Origin of the sequence: Pseudomonas bijieensis (assembly GCF_013347965.1) — a bacterium.
In the GTDB taxonomy this organism is placed as follows: domain Bacteria; phylum Pseudomonadota; class Gammaproteobacteria; order Pseudomonadales; family Pseudomonadaceae; genus Aquipseudomonas; species Aquipseudomonas bijieensis.
Map to the genome: position 1 here is coordinate 6,677,766 of NZ_CP048810.1, position 18,658 is coordinate 6,696,423.

An 18,658-nucleotide genomic window follows, 5' to 3' on the forward strand; every position below is an offset into this window, starting at 1 on the left:
ATTAGCTTAGGCGGCTTTGCCGGTATCAAAACGCGTATTGCAGACGGGTGTAGTAGTAACCGCCGGTGAAGCCGAAGGGCGAATAGCTGCCCCAGTTATCGCCGAACGAAGAGTTGCTGACACCGATATGGTCGGGGTACTTGTCGAACAGGTTCTGCGCGCCGACGGCCACGGTCAGTTGTTTGTCGATTGCATAAGCCACGTCGAGGTCGGTGATCCATTTGGCCGAATACTCGCGATCCAGGCTCGGATCGCTCGAGCTGTTGACCTCGGTGTAGGTGCCATAACGGGTCAGGCGCAGGTTGACGTCGAAGTCGTTGATCGCCCAGTCGGCAGAGAAAATCATCTTGCTGCTGGGGGAGGTCTTGGTAATCAGTGCTCGGGACTGGCGGCCGAGCAACTGGAAGTCGCCTAGGGCGCTCAATTGCGAAGGGGTGTCGTTGACGCTGAGGATTTTCGTGTGGTTGTAGTTCAGGGCCGCGGTCCACCTCACTGAGCCATAACGGTCCAGGTTCTGCCGATAATTACCCACCACATCGACCCCGGACGTCCGGGTGTTGGCGCCGTTGGTGAAGTACTGCGCACCGGCGGTGGCTGGCACGCCAATGCTGTCGAGCAGGGCGGCGACGCCCGGTCCCTGAAAACGTTCGCTGAGCACCAGACGGTCGCGCAGGTTGATGACGTAGCCGTCCACGGTCAGGCTCAGGTCTTCGCTGGGCGTCAGGGCGAAACCAAGGCTGAAGTTGGTCGAGCGTTCGGGTTTCAACGACTCAGCTCCGAGCGCCTGGGCGCCGGCCGAATCCACCGGCAGAATCACGTAGTTGTACGACTGATAGACACCATTGATGGTGTCGAAACCGGTCGAGCGCGCGGTGAAGATCTGATTGGCCAGTGACGGTGCGCGAAAGCCGTTACTGAGGGTGCCGCGTACCGAGAACATCGGGTTGAATTCGTAGCGGGTGCTGAGCTTGCCACTGCGGGTGCCGCCAACGCCTTCGTTGTAATGCTCGTAGCGTGCGGCAACGCCGAGGTACCACTGCTCGACGGGGTAAAAGCCCAGGTCGATGTAGCTGGCAACGCTGTTGCGGCTGACTTTCTGCGCGTCTTCGGGGGTAATGCCGTTGGTGACCTGGGCTCCGGGATCGGGGCGTTCGCCGGCCCGTGGATGGCCGACCGGGAACACATAGCCGCCATCGATGTAGGAGGCCTCGGAGCCGGCGCGGGTTTCGTAGCTTTCACGTCGGTGCTCGAAACCGAAGGCCACGTCCAGGGGTTTTGCCAGGCCGATTTCGTAGCTGTTTTTCAGGTCGAGGTTGCTGGTCAACTGATCGGCGATGTAGATGCCGGAGGTGAACTTGTTCGGCGTGTTTTCCCCCAGTGACGGGTTCTGGTTGTTGTAGGTGCGTTGCTTGGCGTAGTTGCGCCCGTACGTGCTGCTCAGGTCCCATGCCCAGCCGCCGAAGTCCTCGCCCTTGGCGCCGAACGCTGACTGGAAGTCGGTTTCGTTGACCAGCCAATAAGGGCTGTAGCCGTCAGGGTAGCCGTTGGGTCCGGTGGTAATGGTGTTACGGCCATTGGGCAGGCGGAAATTCTGCCCGTCGTTGTTCTCCCGGGTGGCCAATGTGGAGAACGAGTAGAGCGTGACGGCGTCGTTCAGCGGCAGGTCGAGGTTGTAGCCGACATCGGCCAGTTGGCTGCGCGGCAGCCCGTAGCCTTTGTACGTGTGATGGCTGGCATCGGCCTCACGCGGGTCGGGCGAGCCGTCGGCCTGCGGGTAGTAATGGGAGGTGTAGCCGTTGCTGCCGGCCTTGTTGTCACGCTCTTGATAGCGGGTGTCGAACGAGACATTCAGCACCCCGGCTTCACCGATCTGGAAACCATAATTGAGCGCCTCCTGGGCAGTCCCGCGTTTACCGTCGTAGCCCTGGCCCAGGGTGGTGTCGGAGCTGCCTCCCGTGGTCTGCTTGAGGATGATATTGATCACCCCGGAAATGGCGTCCGAGCCGTACTGCGCCGCCGCGCCGTCGCGCAACACCTCGATGTGATCGATGGACGCCACCGGGATCAGGTCGAGGTCGCTGGGGGCTGCGCCGCTATTGATGCCGTTGATGTTCAACGTGGCGCTGGTGTGCCGGCGCTTGCCGTTGACCAGCACCAGCACATGGGACGCGGTCAGCCCGCGCAGGGTGGCCGAGCGCACCACGCCGCTGGCATCCCAGCCGGCGCGGTCGGGCAGGTTGAAGGACGGGATGAACTTGCTCAGCGCCTCCAGCAGGCTCGGCTTGCCCACGGCGCGCAATTGTTCACCCGTCACCACATCGATGGGCGTCGGGCTGGTGGTTACCGTGCGCTCGGTGGCGCCACGGTTACCGGTGACCACCACGGTGTCGAGGGTTGGCGAGCCGTTTTCGGCGGCCTCAAGGTTGAATGAAGCGAGGCCGCAGGCAATCGACAGCGGCAGCAGTAACGGACGATAGGGCGTGGCACGGCGCGTTTGGCAGTTGAACATAAGCGTGAAGCTCCTGAATGTCGGCTGAGGTCCGTGTCACTTCTTGCGAGCGGCGACGGCTTCGATTTCCACCAGGCCGCCGGGTAGCGGCAAGGCGACCACCTGGACGGCGGTGCGCGCGGGTTTGTTTGGCTGTTCGACGCTGCCGAAGAACGGCGTATAGCCTTCCTGCAGCCCGGCGAAATCGAGCTTGCCGCCCTTGGCTGGGTCGCCCACCAGGAACACCCGCAGTTGCACCACATCCCCCAGGTCCAGGCCCTGGCTTTGCAGTACGCCCTTGAGTTTGTTGAGGATCGAGGTGGTCTGGGTCGCGGTATCGCCGTAGGCGGCAAAAGAGTCTTTCGGCGCTTGCGGGTCGTGCAGGTCAGCGAGCAGGCCGCTGACGAACAGCAAGTCAGTTTGTGCGGGCACCGACACCGCCAGGGAGATTGGAAAATTGGAGTTGGGCAGGGCGATGCGTTTGATCTCGTCGGCGTGGCTGGTGAAGGCGGTGGCAGTCATGAGAAGTCCTGTGAGCAAGGTCATGGTTTTCATCGGTCAGTCCTTTATCGAAATGAATCAGGCGGCAACGCCCGGTTGCTGGCGCTCGGCATGGCGGCCGATCAGAGAGACGATGCGCCGCGCTGAATCAGCGGCGGTGTTCTGCCAGATACCGACACCGCCATGGGCGAGGGCGTCGCTGGCCAGGTAGGTGCGGCCTTGGGGTTGGTTGAGGATCTGGTAGGCCTGCTCGCCGACTTCGTCGTTGACGATCCACGGGCCTTTGCTGAACGGCACCTTGGACCAGTTGATGGCCACCGGTTTCTGCAGCTTGGCGCTGTGGCCGGGATGCAGCAGTTCGACGGCTTGCCGGGAAGAGGCGAACTGTTCGGCGAGGGACTTCCTGGCGAAGGACTGGGCGGCTTCGCTGGTGTTGTAGGCCGCGACCAGGATGCCCTGGTCACTGTTCAGGCGATCGCTGGGATACCACAGCCCCTTGACCTCATGATCCAGGTAAGACAGCCCGCCGAAGATGTTGAAGTCGGTCTCCCAGAATCGCGGCGACTGCCAGGCCACTTTGTTCGCCTGGTCGCTTTGCGCGCTGAGGATTGCTTGCTTGAAGGGCGTGCTGAAGTTGCTCGGTAGCCTGGCCAGCAGCGGCAGGGGCACGGTGACGATGGCGTAGTCGGCGCTCAGGGTCTGAGTCTTGCCGGTCTGGCGATCCCGATAGGTGATGCGGCTGCCAAGCTCTGCGGTCTGGATGTCACTGACTTCGGCATGGAACCGAATCGCGTCCTTGAGCTTCTCGTAAAACGCGAAAGGGATCCGATCCATACCGCCGACCGGCTGGAACATGGTCGAGGAAAACTCGGGGATTTCATCGAACACCAATGCCCCCCAGAGCTTGGGATTGAGCAGTGTCTGCAACTCCAGCGGTGTGCGGGTAAGGCCGGTTTGATCGCCTGCACCGGGGATGCGGGTATAGCCCGAGCGCACCGACCCCTTGTATTTGAAGTCGGTGTTGAGGTCGCCATAGACCTTCAGGAAGTTCAGCAGCGCCTGACGGTCGTCGGCACTCAGGTCCTGGTCCAGGGCCTTGCGGCTGACGGTGCGCGCCAGCAGTTCGGACAATTGTCCTCGAGTGTCGTTGACTGCCTGGCGCAGCTGGAACGCCGGCTGTCGGGCGTCCGGCAAGGCCAGCGCATTACGGCTGCTGTTGACCAGCACTTGCAGTTCGACGCCCAGTTCGCGGCAGTAGCCGAGGATCGTCTGGTGATGGCTGGGGATGCGCGCCGGGCCGGCGTTGAAAAACTGCCCGTCATCGAACTCCACGGTCTGGCTGATGCCGTCGTCGAAATCGACCTTGGTGCCACGCCGCAAGGTCCAGTTGCGTCCGCCAACCCGTTCACGGGCTTCGAGAATCGTCACGGTGAAGCCGGCCTTGCGCAGTTCGTAGGCGCTGACCAGGCCGGAAATGCCGGCGCCGACCACCACCACGTGTTTGCCCTTGCCACTGTTGCCCAGCTGTAGCGGGGTGAAACTCGCCGCCACGGCCTGAGGTTTCAGGCCTAGCGCACCGAGGGCGCCGAGGGCGGCGGAATAACCACCGACGGCGGCAATGCGGGAAATCATTTGCCTGCGAGTGAAAGCCATGAAGTGCTCCTTGGCATGGTTGCCGATCAGGGGGTCAGAGGTCGTAGCGCACAGTCAGCAAGAGGGTTCGCGGATCGTTGATCGAGTAGTAGCGGGCGCCACTGGAGGGCACGTAGCCGACTGCCTGCGGGTATGCGCGGTCGAGCAGGTTTTTCACTGACAGCGTGGTGGTCCAGTGGCCGTCGCCGGAGATGTAGCGGGTGTTGGCGTTCCAGAAGGTCTGCTGGGGAATTTCCTGGACGTCGTCGTTCAACGCGTTGGCGTAGGATTTGGTCTGGAACTGCGCATCGGTGCCGGCCAGCCAGGTGCCGGGCAATCCGGCCGGGATGGTGTAGTTGAGACCGACACTGGTGTTCCAGCGCGGCGAGTACACCAGTTGCTTGCCATTGGCATCGACCCCGGCGCCGCTGGCGTTTTCGAAATCGTCGTACTGGCTTTGCAGGTAGCCGAGATTGAAGGTCAGTTGCAGGTCGTTGGTCAGCGCGCTGAGGGTTTCCAGTTCGACGCCGTAGGTGTGCGCCTGGCCGACGTTGGTCCGCAGGCTGACCCCCAGCGCCGGGTCGTAGGCGTTGGTCTGCAGGTCCTTGTAGTCGTTGTAGAACAGCGCAAGGTTGGCGCGCAGGCGGCGGTTGAAGAAGTCGCCTTTGAAGCCGGTTTCCCAAGTGGTCACGTCTTCAGGGGAGAACGCCTGCTCGGCGGCAGCCTGGGTTGGCGCGCGGTTGTCGTAGCCGCCGGCCTTGAAGCCTTTGGCGACATAGGCGTACTGGTTGAGGTGAGGTGTCCAGGCGTATTCGAAGCCGAGTTTCGGGCTGGTGGACTGCCAGGATTTGCTCGAGTCGGCGGTGAAGTTGGTGCCGGTGATCTGGCGGTCGGTGGTGACGGCGTAGTTGGTGTAGTCGAAGTTCTTGTGTTCGCGAGTGAAGCGTAGCCCCGCGATCAGCGACAGTTGCTGCGTGACTTTGTAACTGCCCTGACCATACAACGCATAGCTTTCGGTATTGGTCGTGCTGTATTGACCCTGGCCGATCACCCGGTTGCGCGCGATCGAGTAGGTCAGGCTGTCGCGCTCGGCATCGAACTTTTCCCGATACAGGTACAGGCCGGTGCTGAAACTGAAATCGTCGTAATCGCCGTTGAGCTGGAACTCTTGGGTGGCGTAGTCCTGCTTGTAGGTGATCAGGCTGTTCTGAATCAGGGCGGCCTGGCCCGAGTTGTCATAGTCCACCGGTTGGTTGAACGCGGAATAGGCGGTGACCGATTTGAAGTTCAGATGGTCGTCGATGGCGTAGATCGCCCGCAGCACCGAGCTGCCCTGGTCGAGACGGTTTTTCGGATTGAGGCTGCTGTAGCTCTTGAACTTGTCGAAGTGCCCGTCGGCATCGAATGGGGTGTAGCTGGTCGTATCGCCACGGTCGAAGGTTCCGGCCAGGGTCAGTTGCACGTCCCAGGGCGAATCAATGGGATTGAAGCGCAGCTTGCCGCGGTAGGACTGCAGGTCGACATTGTTCACATCCTTACCGCGGGTGGGATTGGACACGGTGCCGTCGCGGCTCAGGCGAATCGCCGAGAAGCTGCCGAACAAGGTGTTGTCCACCAGTGGGCCACTGATCAGCAGGCGAGCGTTCTGGGCGTTGTAGTTGCCGGCGCCGAGTTCGAAGAACCCCCGGGTTTCCTGGGTCGGGTCACGGGTGATCACGCGGATCGCGCCGGCGCTGCTGTTGCGCCCGTAAAGCGTACCCTGGGGGCCGCGCAGGACCTCGACGCGTTCGACATCGTTGAAGTCGAGCATCGAGGAAATCGCCCGTGGGATGTACAGGTCATCGGCGTAGACCGCCACGGCGGCTTCCTGGATCGGGTCGGTTTCGCCGATACCACGAATCCCGTAGGTCTGCGCGCTGTAGGAGATCGACTGGCGGCTGAGGGTCAGGTTGGGCACTTGCCCGGAGAGATCGCGGATGCTCTTGATCTGCTTGTCTTCCAAGGCGTTTTCGTCGAACGCGGAGATCGCCAGCGGGGCTTTTTGCAAGTCCTCGCTGCGGTGTTCTGCTGTAACGGTGACAACGGGGAGGGCACCATCCTTGGTGTTTTCTTCGGCGTGCGCTGACAACCCGAGCAAGGTCAGCGATACGGCCAGCGTCAGACGGTTTTTGGTGATGTCGTGCATGGTGAGCCCCAGGTGCGTAGGTGTGGCGTTGGTGTTTCATTTTTTTTTGGGCAAAGCGTTGCCGCAGTCATGGCTTGAAAGTCATGGCGGAGGTGGCTTGGGCCGGTTCAGGTTTTGGGTGTGGCAATTGACCGTGGAGTGGTGTCGGCCGGAAAAACGTGCAGTTCCGAAAGCCTCCACCTGGTCAGGGGTCGGTGATGGTTGTAACAGTATTTGTATAATAAGGCGCTGTAAAAGTCCGATTTGTTATAAGTTAATTATAAAAAATTGACATCAATATTGTTATTAAGATGCGTAATTCTGATGTTGTGCCGATGCGAATGTACCCAAATCCTGTGGGAGCGAGCCTGCTCGCGATGGCGTTGGCACATTCAGCATTGATACAAACTGAACGACCGCTATCGCGAGCAGGCTCGCTCCCACATGGGATGTACGTCTCCCGCCAGGATTGCCCGGGGTCAGTACCCGCGCTGTACATTCGCCAGGTTCTCTGGCGCCAGTCCGGCCAGGAAACGCTCGAGGTTGGCCAGGAAGCTGTCAGCGATTTCGTAGCGAATGTTGCTGGAGATCGCTGAAGTGTGGGGTGACAGACGTACCCCGGGATGGGTGTAGAACGGGTGGCCGTCGGGCAGTGGCTCGGGCTCGGTGACATCCAGAGAAGCCAGGCCAATGAGTCCGCTGTCCAGGGCTGCAAGCAACGCCTCCTGGTCAAGCAAACCGCCACGGGCGATGTTGATCAGGTGCAGGCCCGGCTTGGCGCTGGCGAGCACCGTGCTATCGACGATATGTCGTGTTGCCTCGGTCAGTGGCGCGGCCAGCACGAGGTGATCGGCTCGGGAAAACAGCTCATGGATATCCCGCGCGGCCTCGACTCCCTCGATTTCGAAGGGAGTCTGGCTCTGACGCAGCGCCAGCACGTTGATGCCCAGGGCGTGGGCCTTGGTCGCCAGGCTACGGCCAATCGCACCAAAACCCAGGATCCCCAACGTACTGCCCTTGAGAGGCGTCAGGGCGGTGAAATTCCATTGCGCATCGTGCACCCAGATGTCCGGCAGTCGCTTGGCTGCCGCGAAGATCGCTGCCAGGGCGAATTCGGCGATGTTTTCGGCGGCACTGCCCCTGGACGTACTCACCACAGGGCCGTCGAACAGCCACCTGGGGTAGAAGTCGATCCCCGAAGACACCACCTGGACCCATTTCAAACCGTAAGGCCAACCCGGCGGCGGCGTGTCCGGCGCCAGGTAGCCGCGCACATTGATGGGTCGTGCCAGCAACACGCTGGCGGTGGCCGGGAGGTCACTGGGGACGCCGGCCGGTACCTCGAGGACCTCGGTGCCAGGATGTGTGAGCGCGAGGCGCTGGCGAATCACCTGGTTGAAGTCTTCATCCAATTGGCTGGCGATCACGAGGGTGCTCATGGGAGGTCCTTTTTCTGACGTTGAGCGAACACCGCTTTGCCGACGCCCTGCAGCACGGCATCGTTTTGCGGGGTGTGGATGCGACTGCACAGTACGTCGCGGTAATGCCGTTGCAGCGGATTGTGCCGCGACAGACCCGGGTTGCCGGAGGCTTCGATGGCGAGCTCGACCGCACGGATCGCGTTGCCTGTCACCAGGTACTTCAATTGCGCGGCGTGGTGGGCGGGGGTGCGCCCTTCGGCGGCAGCATCGAGCAGGCTGCGGTTGGCGAACAGCAAGGTGTCGATGTGCCCGACGGTTTCCTGGAAGCGCGGCAGGGTCGACAGCGTGGCACCGAGGTTGGACGGCTTGCGCTGTTCCAGCCAGCTCACGAACCAGTCACGGGCGGCTTGCGCGACGCCGTCGTAGACCGCCGCGAGCAACACCGCCATCCACAGGAAGCCGTCGCTATCGAGTTCGGGCTGCGGCGCGCTCCAGGGGCTGACGCTGACCGCGTGATCCAGCGGCACCAGCACGTTGTCGAACAGCACTTCGTGACTGCAGGTGGCGCGCATACCCAAGTGGTCCCAGTCCTCGATGATGCTGATGCCTGGGGTATCCCGGTGGACCAGCCAAGCGCCCACCAGTGGATCTTCATCGGTGCTGCGGGCCCAGACGTTGAACCATGTCAGGCCATGGCTGCCGGTGGAGTAGATCTTGCGGCCGCTGATTCGCCAGCCTTCCGAGGTGCGCCTGGCGACAGTCGCTGGCAGCCCGCCACGGGCCGGCGTGCCCAGGTCAGGTTCGACGCGCAAGGCGTTGATCAACGCACCGTCGCGCACGGCATCCTGGGCGACGCGCAAGCGCAATGCTTCGGGCCAGGTCCGGCTGTCCTGCAGGCGTGAGTGCTGGAGATATTGCATCACCAGGATCAAGGCCGTGGAGGGTTCGCCCTTGGCGACCGCAGCGATGACCTTGCGCGCCTGCACCAGGCTGGCGCCGTCACCGCCGAGCGCCTTCGGTACCGTCAGGGCCAGCAGGCCGTGCTCGTGCAGCAGCTTGAAGTTGTCCTGGGGGAAGTCGCCGCTCTCGTCATAGACGTGGGCGGTCGCGGCCAATTGTTGACTGAGGCGTTCGAGCACTGTGTCGAAGTCGGCGACATTAACCGATTGCAACAAGGGTGGACGTAGGGAAGAAAGACTCATGGCGGGTTCACTCGATCAAAAAGGTAAGAGCCAGCTATAACTGCCGTGGCGAGAGGGCTCACAGTGGCAGCAGGCGGAAGTTGCGGTCCCACAGCGGACTCACGTCGAGCCGTTCGTTCAACACGCCGGCAGCGAAGAACAGATCGGCGACTTCCTGTTGCGAGGCGATGGCCTGGTCGTTCACTTCGATGATTTTCGTGGGCTGGCTACGGTTGTTGTACATGTCGAGGAACACTGCTTTGTCGACGCCCAGCAGTTGCGCCGACTTGGTCGCCCAAGGCTCGGGATTAGTGTTGATCCACTCCCAGGTGCGTGCCTGGCGCTGGATGTAGTCCTGGATCGCCTGCTTGCGTAGCGGGTCTTCCAGGGCTGCGGGTCGTGCGGCGATCAGGTAGTTGCCGGACAGGTAGCCCAAGGCTGTCTTGAGTACCCGGGCGCCACTGCGGAACTTCGCCAGTTGGATGAACACGCCATAGATCACCCAGGCATCCAGCTGGCCACTCTGGAATGCGCTGAAACCGTCCTGGGGCGTGAGCGCCACCGCGGTGATGTCGTTCATGGTCAGGCCTTGTTCCTTCAGGGCCTTGATCAGGAAATAGTGGGAGGTGGTCGAGCGCACATAGCCGACCCGCTTGCCGCGCAACTGTCCGATCGATTCGATAGGCGAATCCTTGGGGATGAGGAATACCTGGTTGTTCACGTCACTTTGCAAGACGGCGATCAGGCGGGGTTGGCGATGGCTCTGGATGGAAAAGATGGGCGGGATTTCGCTCATGCCACCGACATCCAGACTACCGGAGGCCAGCGCTTCGACGATCAGGTTGCCGCCGGCGAACTCGGAATATGCGACTTTGTAGGGTGTGTTGCCGGTGCCGGCGTCTTCGACGAAGTAAGAGTCCTGTCCACGGTAGGTGGCGACCTCCAGGGTCAGGTCCGCAAGGCTCTTGCCTTGCGCGAAAACTCGCGGGGCGAGACTCAGCGAGGACAGCCCCAGCGCGCCCAGGGCGAAGGAACTGGCCGTGAGGAACTCGCGACGATTGATCTGTTTCATGCCACGGCCTCGCGGGTTGCATCATTCGCTCGGGCCGTCGGTGCATAGCGATTGGTGGGCACCGGTAAGCCCAGGTTGTCCCGCAGGGTATTGCCGCTGTATTCGCAGCGAAACAAACCGCGTTGCTGCAGGATCGGCACGACCAGTTCAGTGAAATATTGCAGGCCGTCCGGCAGCAGGGAATTGATGATGAAGCCGTCGGCTGCGCCCTTCTCGAACCAGGCTTGAATGGCGTCGGCCACCTGTTCGGGGGTGCCGACAAAATCGCGCCGTGGCTGGGAGAAGCGCAGGGCGACTTCGCGCAAGGTCAGGCCTTCGTCGCGGGCCAGCTGTTTGATCCGCTCCGAGCCGCCTTTCTGGCTGTTGGCACCCAGGTCGCCCAGGTCGGGAAACGGGGCGTCCAACGGGTATTGGCTGAAATCATGGTCATTGAAAGGGCGGCCGAGGGCGACGATTGCGTCTTCGATGCTCACCAGTGACACCGCTTGCTGGTAGCGGTCTTCGACTTCGGCTTCATCGCGACCCACGATCGGACGGATTCCGGGCAGGATCGACAGTTGTGCCGCATCGCGACCAAAGCCGTTGGCGCGGCGTTTGAGGTCCTGGTAATAGGCGCGCGCTTCTTCGAAATTTTCGGCACCGACGAAAATCGCATCGGAATTCTCGGCGGCGAAGTTACGCCCGTCCTCGGAAGTACCGGCCTGGAAAATCACTGGCTGGCCTTGCCGGGAGCGGGCGATGTTGAGCGGGCCCTTCACCGAGAAAAATTCGCCCTTGTGCTCCAGCGCGTGCAGCTTGCCGGGGGCGAAGAACTCGCCGGTTTTTTTGTCGTAGGTGAAAGCGTCGTCTTCCCAGGAATCCCACAGCCCCTTGACCACCGCCACGTGTTCCTTGGCGATCCGGTAGCGCACGGCATGGGGCGGGTGCTCGCTCTTGCCGAAATTATCCGCGGTACCGCTGAGCCACGACGTCACCACGTTCCAGCCGGCGCGCCCGCCGCTGATATGGTCCAGCGAGGCGAACTGGCGCGCCACCTGGTAGGGCTCCGTGTAGCTGACGGTGACGGTGGCCACCAGGCCGATGTTGGATGTCAGCGCCGCCAGGGCCGAGAGGATGGTCAGCGGCTCGAAGCGGTTGAGGTAGTGCGGACTGGATTTTTCATGGATGTGCAGGCTGTCGGCGATGAACACGAAATCGAACTTGGCGCCTTCGGCCAGGAGTGTCTGTTGCTTGTAGAAACCGAAGTCGGTACTGGCGTTGGGTTGTGCCTGCGGATGGCGCCATTCGCCCCAGCCGTGGCCGACGCCGTGGACCATTGCTCCGAGTTTGAGTGGGCGTTGTTTGCTCATGGTTCTGCTCCTTTAGCGCGAAGCCTGGGTGAGGGGGGCACGCAGGGTGTTGAAGCTCTTGTCGAAGCCCTGGGAGACATCGATGTGTCGAGTCAGCAGGCCTTCCTCCTGATAAATGTCAGCGGTTGTCTGCAGGCCACTGACTACCGCGTCGTCAATGACCACCGGCTGCATGTGGGTCGCGTTGGCTACCGTCAGGTGCACCTCCAGGGGCAAGCCAGTGATTTTGGCCTGCGCAGCGGCATACTCGTTGGGGTGGTCGTTGCTCCAGCGATAGGCCCGGTCGACCCGGGCGACAAAGTCGTCCAATTGCTGGCGTTTATCGGCGATGGCCTGGCTGGTGGCGGCGAGATAGAGATGATTGCTCAGCAGGTTGCTGCCGCTGACCAGGACCTTGGCCTGGCTTTGCGCGGTGACGACGGTGGTGAAGGGGTCCCAGGTCGACCAGGCGTCTGCGGTGCCGTTATCCAGCACCAGCCGGGATTCGCTGGGCAGCAGGAAAACGAACTCCACGTCTGCGGTACTCAGGCCTGCGCTGCGCAGGGCCTTGATAGCCAAGTAGTGCCCGATGGAGCCTCGTGTGGTGACGATGCGCTTGCCCTTGAGATCGGCGACAGCCTTGATAGGGGAGTCCTTGGGAACAAGAATGGCAGTCGTGTTGCGTCCTTCGGCGTGGATGATGCTGACGACCTTGAGCGACGCTCCGGCGCCCAGGGCGAACACGTAGGGAGCATCGCCCAGGGCGCCGATATCCACGGCACCGGCATTCAGCGCCTCGCCCAGTGGCGCGGCGGCGGGGAACTCGGAAAACTGGATATCGTAAGGCACGTCCTTGAGCTCGCCGGAGACTTCCAGCAGGGCCTTGATGGTGGACTTCTGATTGGCAACTCGCAGCGGTTGCAAGTCGGTGGCGTGGACCGAGCCAAAGGCAAGGGTGATTAACAGCAGGGGCAGGGTCAGGCGCATCGCGGGGCTCCAGGCTAAAAGTGTTGCGTTCAGTCGCCTCCGCCTGGAGAAGGGGTCGGCTGGTGTAGAAGGGGCGATCATCGCGCCCCCCCTGTGCATTCAGATGACGTAAAAACCATGAGTGCCGTCGCGGGCCAGTTGGTCGACGAGGCCATACTCCCAATCCAGGTACGCCTGCATGGCTTCCCGTGGGCTGTCGGTGCCCTCGTAAGGCCGACGGTAACGGTCGATGCGCGGCGAGGCGAGGCGGGTTTCGCCATGTTCCAGCGGCAATTGCGCAGCAATCCAGGCAGCGGTGCCGTCGCGCAGCAGGAAAACGGCTTTGCCGGTAATGGCCTCGACCTCGGCGACCGCCAGTCGTGCCAACTGGCTGCTGCCGCAGGTCAGGACGTAGCGTTGAGCGGGCGAAACCTTGCTCAAGGCTTCGCTCAGTTGCGCGCGCAATACCCACCAGGCACCCGGGATGTGGCGCTTGACGTAGTTGGCGCTGCTGGTGAAATCCAGCACCACCGTGTCACCCTCGGCCAGCCACTGGGCAAGGGTGTCAGGGCTGATCTCCTCGGCCTGTGGCGGCACAGGAACGGGAGCTTTCCACGAGCCCTGTTCACTGAAGTGCGCGGGTTGCAAATCATCCAGTACGTACACGTCCCAACCCAATTGCGCGAGCCAGGAGCCGGTCATATTGGCCCGTACGCCGTCGTCATCGACCAGTACCAGGCGCGCGCCGCGAACACTGGCGAAGTGATCGGTTTCCTGCACCAGTTGCCCGCCGGGGGTGGAGCGGGAAGCGGGCAGGTGACCGGCCTCGAATTCCTCCGGGGTGCGTACGTCGAACAGGTAGGTGCTGCGTGTCGGCTCCTGTTGCCAGCGGTGCAAGTCGGCAAGGGTGGCACGACCCACCAGCGCCTTGTCGGCAACGCGGCGAGCATCGCCGGCGGCAATATCTCGATGTTCCTCGCCACTGTCGGCGAATCGACGCGACTGGCCGTGCTCCAGCGTTTGGCCGGCCAGGGTCCAGCCGATGGTGCCGTTGCGCAGGGCGGACACCGGGTTGGCGATGCCCGCATTGATCAGTGACTGGGTGCCGATGATGCTGCGGGTGCGCCCGGCGCAGTTGACGATGATTCGGGTTGACGGATCCGGAGCCAGCGCCCGGGCACGCAACACCAGTTCCGCCCCCGGTACACTGATGCCGCCGGGAATGCTCATGGTCTGGTATTCGTCGAAGCGCCGGGCATCGAGCACCACCACGTCGGCCTCGTTGTCGAGCAGCGCCTTGACCTCTTCCGCCGCCAGCGACGGTGTATGGCGCTGGCTTTCCACCAGTTCACCAAAGGCCTTGCTCGGCACATTGACGTCGATGAACAGCTCGCCGCCGGCCTTGCGCCAGCCTTCCAGGCCGCCTTCGAGCATGCTCACATTGACGTAACCCAGGCCTTGCAGGCGTTGGCGCGCAATGTCGGCCAGGCCTTCACCATTGTCATAGACCGTCACCGGGGTATCGCGCCTCGGGATGCGCGAGTAGACCTCGAGTTCCAGCTTCGACAGGGTAATGTTGGCTGCGAACAATGGATGGCCCTGGGCGAAGGGGGCCTCTTCGCGCACATCGATGAGGGCCAGCTCTTCACGGTTCAGCAACGCCTGGCGAATCTGCGAGTAGGAGCGGGTACGTACGGTGCTCATAGGGCTTGGCTCTCTTTGGACAGGTCCCAGATATTGGGGAGGAAGGCGTTGGAATAACCGGAGATGAACAATTTCTCGCTGCCGTCGGGCTGGTACACCGCGCGGCGTACGGCGCCGATGTTGGCGCCATAGACATGGATGCTGATGGAGACCTGGTCGTCGAAGGCGTTGCTGACCTGATGGATGTCGCCGATCCGGGGAGAGACGGCTTCGACCTGGCCGGGCAGCAGATGAATCGGCGAACCCTCGGGTGCCAGGCTGCCATCGGGATGGCGAGCAAAGCCTTGTGAATGCTCTGCACCGCGCAACATGCCGATCAGGCCCCAGACCCGATGGTCATGGATCGGCGTGCGTTGCCCTGGTCCCCAGACAAAACTGACGACACTGAAACGCTGCCGCGAATCGGCGTGCAGCAGGTATTGCTGATAGCGCTCTGGGTCTGGCTTGGCGAACGCTTCGGGCAGCCAGTCGTCATGGCTGACCAGTTGTGCAAGCAACTTGCCGCCGCGATGCAGCAGATCACCCTCGCGGGGATTGCCGTCGATCAGCTCTGCCAGGGCGCCTATGAATGCTCTGAGTCTCTCCGGGTGTCGGGCCTGGGTCATGGCGGATTCCATCGTCGTGGTGAAAATTCGATATCAGGATTTAAGCATAATGATTTTTCTTAATATGCTATTTTTTTATGATTAGGTTATAGCTGAAAAGAATTTAGAATCCGTTTGACTAGTGTTAGATGTTATCGATAGGTAGGCCGGGCTATCCAGATTGGCGCAATGGCACTATGCTTTTTCGCAGGGCTTTATGCTTTTCAAACATCTTATTGACTGTTCTCTATGTGCGGGCCAAATGAAAATTGACGATATTGACGCCTTTGTCGAAGTGATTCGTTGCCAGTCCATCAGCCATGCCGCCGAGACGTTGCAACTGACGCAACCGGCGATCACGCGGCGCGTGCAGAACTTCGAGCAGGCCTTGGGGGTGGAGTTGTTCGACCGTAATACCAAGCCGCTCAAGCCGACATTGATCGGTACGCGGGTCTATGAGCAATGTCGTTTGATCCTGCGGGAGATGGATGCGCTGCGCGAACTGGTCGCCACCGACGCGCCGCCTACCGGGTTGTTGCGCCTGGGCGTTCCGCAAACGATCGGTGATGTGGTGTTGCTCGATGCCCTCAAGCATTTGCGCGTCGAGTATCCCGAACTGCGCGCCCAGGTGGCCACGGGCTGGGGCAGTCAGTTGGTCGGCAAGATCGAGCGCGGCGAGTTGGATGCGGCGGCTGCATTATTTCCCGCTGGCAAGATTTTTCCCGACAACATTGTTGGCGAGTCGATCGGCAAGATGGAGTTGGTCGTGGTCTGTGCCAAGGCGCAACTGCCCAAGCGCCCCTGCAAGTTGGCTGATGTCTACCAGAATGGCTGGGTACTCAATCCCGACGGCTGCGGTTTTCGCGCCGGGCTGCAGCGGACCTTGTCGGACCAGGGCTTGGCCCTGCGGGTCAACCTGGAGACCTTCGGCACTGAATTGCAATTGGGCCTGGTCGCCGATGGCCTGGGCCTTGGCCTGGTGCCGCGTCCGTTGCTGGAGCGCAGCGCCCACCGTGATCAGCTGGCCGCGATGCCCCTCAAGGACTTCAAGCCAGTGATGGACCTGTGGTTGATCTATCCGCACTTCCTCGGCAACCTGCAAGGGCCAGTGGATGCCTTTGGCAAGCTGGTGGCCGGATCGTTGCAGAAGATCAAGAGTGCTGCGTAAGGAATACGGACGGCGATCTATAATAAAAAAAAATAATGATTAGCTTAGATTAAAATGTGCTTTTTATTATTTTTTACCTTCCCCTAGGCTTGCTGGAGATCCCTAGTCCATCCAGGAAGTCTTGTCATGAGCAGCGTCAGCCCGCTATCCAGCGCCTCGAAAAATGTCCGCCAACGCGTCACTCCCGAAGAGTGGGAAGTGCGCGTGAAGCTGGCCGCAGCCTACCGGCTGGCGGCCTTGTTCAAGTGGACCGATCACATCTACACGCATTTTTCCGCGCGAGTGCCCGGGCCTGAAGAGCATTTCCTGATCAACGCGTTCGGGTTGTTGTTCGATGAAATTACCGCTTCCAACCTGGTCAAGGTCGACGTCGACGGCACCCTCGTCGACGACCCGACAGGACTTGGCATCAACCACGCCGGCTATGTGATCCATAGCGCGATCCATGGTGCGCGGCCTGATCTGCAAGCCGTTCTGCACACCCACACCCGCGATGGCATCGCGGTGTCCGCCCAGCGGGACGGTTTACTGCCGATCTCCCAGCATTCCATCGCCTTTTCCGGGCGGGTGGCCTACCACGGATATGAAGGCATTGCGCTGGACCTCGACGAGCGTGAACGACTGGTGGCGGACCTGGGGGACAAGAGCGTGCTGATCCTGCGCAACCATGGGCTACTGACCGCGGGCGTCAGCGTCGAACATGCGTTCCAGCAACTGCAAGGCCTGGAGCGCGCCTGCAACATCCAGATCGCGGCGCAGGCCGCTGGCAACGCCGAGCTGGTCTTCCCGCCGGCCGACGTCGTAGCCAAGGTCGAGACCCAGGCCGAGGCGCTCAAGAGAGAGGCGATGGACCGGGGGTTGCGCGGCATTGGAATGCGCTGATCCGGCAGTTGGAAAGGACCGATCTGGACTACAAGAACTGAGCCTATGGGCGAATGTGCTGGAAGTTGCAACCGGCACATTCCTATTGTGGGGAGCTTTTTGTGGGAGCGAGCCTGCTCGCGATGGCAGCAGACCAGTCAACATCAATACCGACTGATCCGACGCCATCGCGAGCAGGCTCGCTCCCACAGAATATCGATGTGTGAATGTAGATCCGGCGGCAGCCGGAAACATTGTGGGAGCAAGCTCGCTCCCCGCAATGCCTGTATGGCGCTTTCAGGCCACCTTTTCCGCCGCCTGGCGCTCGCGTTCGGCAACCAATTGCCGGGTCAGGGGGGATCAGGCGCTTGCCGTAATCGATGGCGTCCTCCAGTGGGTCGAAGCCGCGGATCAGGAAGGTGGTGATGCCCAGGTCGTAGTAGTCGAGCAGCGCTTCTGCCACTTGTTCCGGGGTGCCCACCAAAGAGGTCGAGTTACCCTGTGCGCCGAGCAGGCCGGCAATGCCGGTCCACAGCCGCTTGTCCAGGCGCGAGCCTTGGGCTGCCGCTGCCAGCAGGCGTCGCGAGCCTTCGTTCGGTGGTTCCCGGCGCACGAATCCATTCTGTTTGGCCAATGCGCTTGCCTGTTGCAGGATGCGCTCGGCGCGCTCCCAGGCTTGCTCTTCGGTGTCTGCCAGAATCGGTCGCAACGACAGGCTGAAGCGGATGCTACGACCGTGCCTGGCGGCTTCGGCACGCACCTGGTGTACCACCTCGCGCACTTGCTCGTAGGTTTCTCCCCACAATGCATAGACGTCCGCATGCTTGCCCGCCACCGCGATGGCGGCCGCTGACGACCCGCCGAAGTACAGCGGGATATGCGGTTGCTGCGGCGATTTCACGTCCGAGTGTGCGCCTTCGAATTGGTAATACTTGCCTTGATAGTCGAAAGGCTTTTCGCGGGTCCATTCCTGGCGCAGCACGTCGAGGTATTCATCCGTGCGGGCATAGCGCTCGTCCTTGCCGATGTAGCTACCGTCGGCACGCAGCTCGCGATCATCGCCACCGGTGATGATGTGGACGGCGGTGCGCCCGCCATTGAATACGTCCAGCGTATTGAACTGGCGAGCGGCCAGGGTCGGTGCAACGAACCCCGGTCGATGGGCGATGAGGAACTTCAGGTTTTTCGTCACGCTGGCGGCGTGTGAGGCGATCAGTGTGCTGTCCGGGCTATTGGAATGAAACGCGACCAACGCCCGGTCGAAACCGGCCTCCTCGTGGGCCCGGGCCACTTTCTCCACGTACTCGGGTTGCAGGACTGGGCCACTGCGTGGATGGATCTCCGAGGCGTGGTGGCCGCCGATGAAACCGATAAATTCAACACTCATGGTGGATTCCTTTTCATTTTCACTGAATTGGCGTGATTGAGCCTCCACCGGGCGAGGGGTCGGTCCGTGACAGCAAAGTAGGCGTAGAGGGGCAGGCCTGTGAAATGCCGATTTGTTCTATAGTAATTATCAAATATTTTAATCAATTATTTATCTTGTTATCAGATATTTGCATTTTATAGCGAATGGTCGGTGTGCCCT

At 61.5% G+C, this 18,658-nt stretch carries 12 protein-coding genes and 2 pseudogenes; 2 read left to right on the forward strand and 12 right to left on the reverse strand.

What is annotated here, in order from left to right:
* Window positions 1-25: 25 nt before the first annotated feature.
* The 11 genes from GN234_RS29700 to GN234_RS29750 all read right to left on the reverse strand — a co-directional run bounded on the left by GN234_RS29700 (window position 26) and on the right by GN234_RS29750 (window position 15,062).
* A complete protein-coding gene (locus GN234_RS29700; RefSeq protein WP_176689499.1) occupies window positions 26-2,509 on the reverse strand; it encodes a TonB-dependent receptor plug domain-containing protein in 2,484 nt (827 codons plus the stop codon).
* 36 nt (window positions 2,510-2,545) lie between these two features.
* On the reverse strand, window positions 2,546-3,043 hold the full coding sequence (locus tag GN234_RS29705; protein WP_116832793.1) for a RidA family protein: 498 nt from the start codon (window positions 3,041-3,043) through the stop codon (window positions 2,546-2,548).
* A 24-nt stretch (window positions 3,044-3,067) separates the two neighbouring features.
* The gene (locus tag GN234_RS29710; RefSeq protein WP_176689500.1) at window positions 3,068-4,642 is read right to left on the reverse strand and encodes a flavin monoamine oxidase family protein; all 1,575 of its coding nucleotides are present in this window, start codon (window positions 4,640-4,642) and stop codon (window positions 3,068-3,070) included.
* Window positions 4,643-4,676: 34 nt separating this feature from the next.
* Window positions 4,677-6,806, reverse strand: a complete 2,130-nt coding sequence (locus GN234_RS29715; RefSeq protein WP_109753355.1) for a TonB-dependent receptor — start codon at window positions 6,804-6,806, stop codon at window positions 4,677-4,679.
* Window positions 6,807-7,264: 458 nt separating this feature from the next.
* Window positions 7,265-8,224 carry a D-isomer specific 2-hydroxyacid dehydrogenase family protein gene (locus GN234_RS29720; RefSeq protein WP_176689501.1) on the reverse strand — a complete coding sequence of 320 codons (960 nt, stop codon included), beginning with the start codon at window positions 8,222-8,224 and terminating at the stop codon, window positions 7,265-7,267.
* Window positions 8,221-9,408 (reverse strand): acyl-CoA dehydrogenase family protein, encoded by a 1,188-nt coding sequence (locus GN234_RS29725; protein ID WP_176689502.1) that lies wholly within the window; start codon window positions 9,406-9,408, stop codon window positions 8,221-8,223. The genes GN234_RS29720 and GN234_RS29725 overlap by 4 nt, the downstream gene beginning before the upstream one ends.
* 58 nt (window positions 9,409-9,466) lie before the next feature.
* Entirely contained in the window at window positions 9,467-10,459 is a 993-nt protein-coding gene (locus GN234_RS29730; protein WP_176689503.1) for an ABC transporter substrate-binding protein, read from the reverse strand.
* Window positions 10,456-11,808 (reverse strand): LLM class flavin-dependent oxidoreductase, encoded by a 1,353-nt coding sequence (locus GN234_RS29735; protein WP_176689504.1) that lies wholly within the window; start codon window positions 11,806-11,808, stop codon window positions 10,456-10,458. The genes GN234_RS29730 and GN234_RS29735 overlap by 4 nt, the downstream gene beginning before the upstream one ends.
* 12 nt (window positions 11,809-11,820) lie before the next feature.
* Window positions 11,821-12,774: an ABC transporter substrate-binding protein gene (locus GN234_RS29740; protein WP_109753349.1), complete on the reverse strand. Its 954-nt coding sequence runs from the start codon at window positions 12,772-12,774 to the stop codon at window positions 11,821-11,823.
* Window positions 12,775-12,873: 99 nt separating this feature from the next.
* A complete protein-coding gene (locus tag GN234_RS29745; protein WP_176689505.1) occupies window positions 12,874-14,457 on the reverse strand; it encodes a rhodanese-related sulfurtransferase in 1,584 nt (527 codons plus the stop codon).
* The gene (locus tag GN234_RS29750) at window positions 14,454-15,062 is read right to left on the reverse strand and encodes a cysteine dioxygenase family protein (RefSeq protein ID WP_116832785.1); all 609 of its coding nucleotides are present in this window, start codon (window positions 15,060-15,062) and stop codon (window positions 14,454-14,456) included. The genes GN234_RS29745 and GN234_RS29750 overlap by 4 nt, the downstream gene beginning before the upstream one ends.
* Before the next feature lie 241 nt (window positions 15,063-15,303).
* On the opposite strand from GN234_RS29750, the gene GN234_RS29755 reads away from it, so the two are divergent.
* Both GN234_RS29755 and GN234_RS29760 read left to right on the forward strand, forming a co-directional pair.
* Window positions 15,304-16,209, forward strand: a complete 906-nt coding sequence (locus GN234_RS29755; protein ID WP_162893845.1) for a LysR family transcriptional regulator — start codon at window positions 15,304-15,306, stop codon at window positions 16,207-16,209.
* Between the two features lie 126 nt (window positions 16,210-16,335).
* Window positions 16,336-17,132, forward strand: a pseudogene (locus GN234_RS29760) (class II aldolase/adducin family protein).
* Between the two features lie 235 nt (window positions 17,133-17,367).
* Here GN234_RS29760 and GN234_RS29765 read toward each other — a convergent pair.
* A pseudogene (locus GN234_RS29765) lies at window positions 17,368-18,457 on the reverse strand (LLM class flavin-dependent oxidoreductase).
* Window positions 18,458-18,658: the final 201 nt, after the last annotated feature.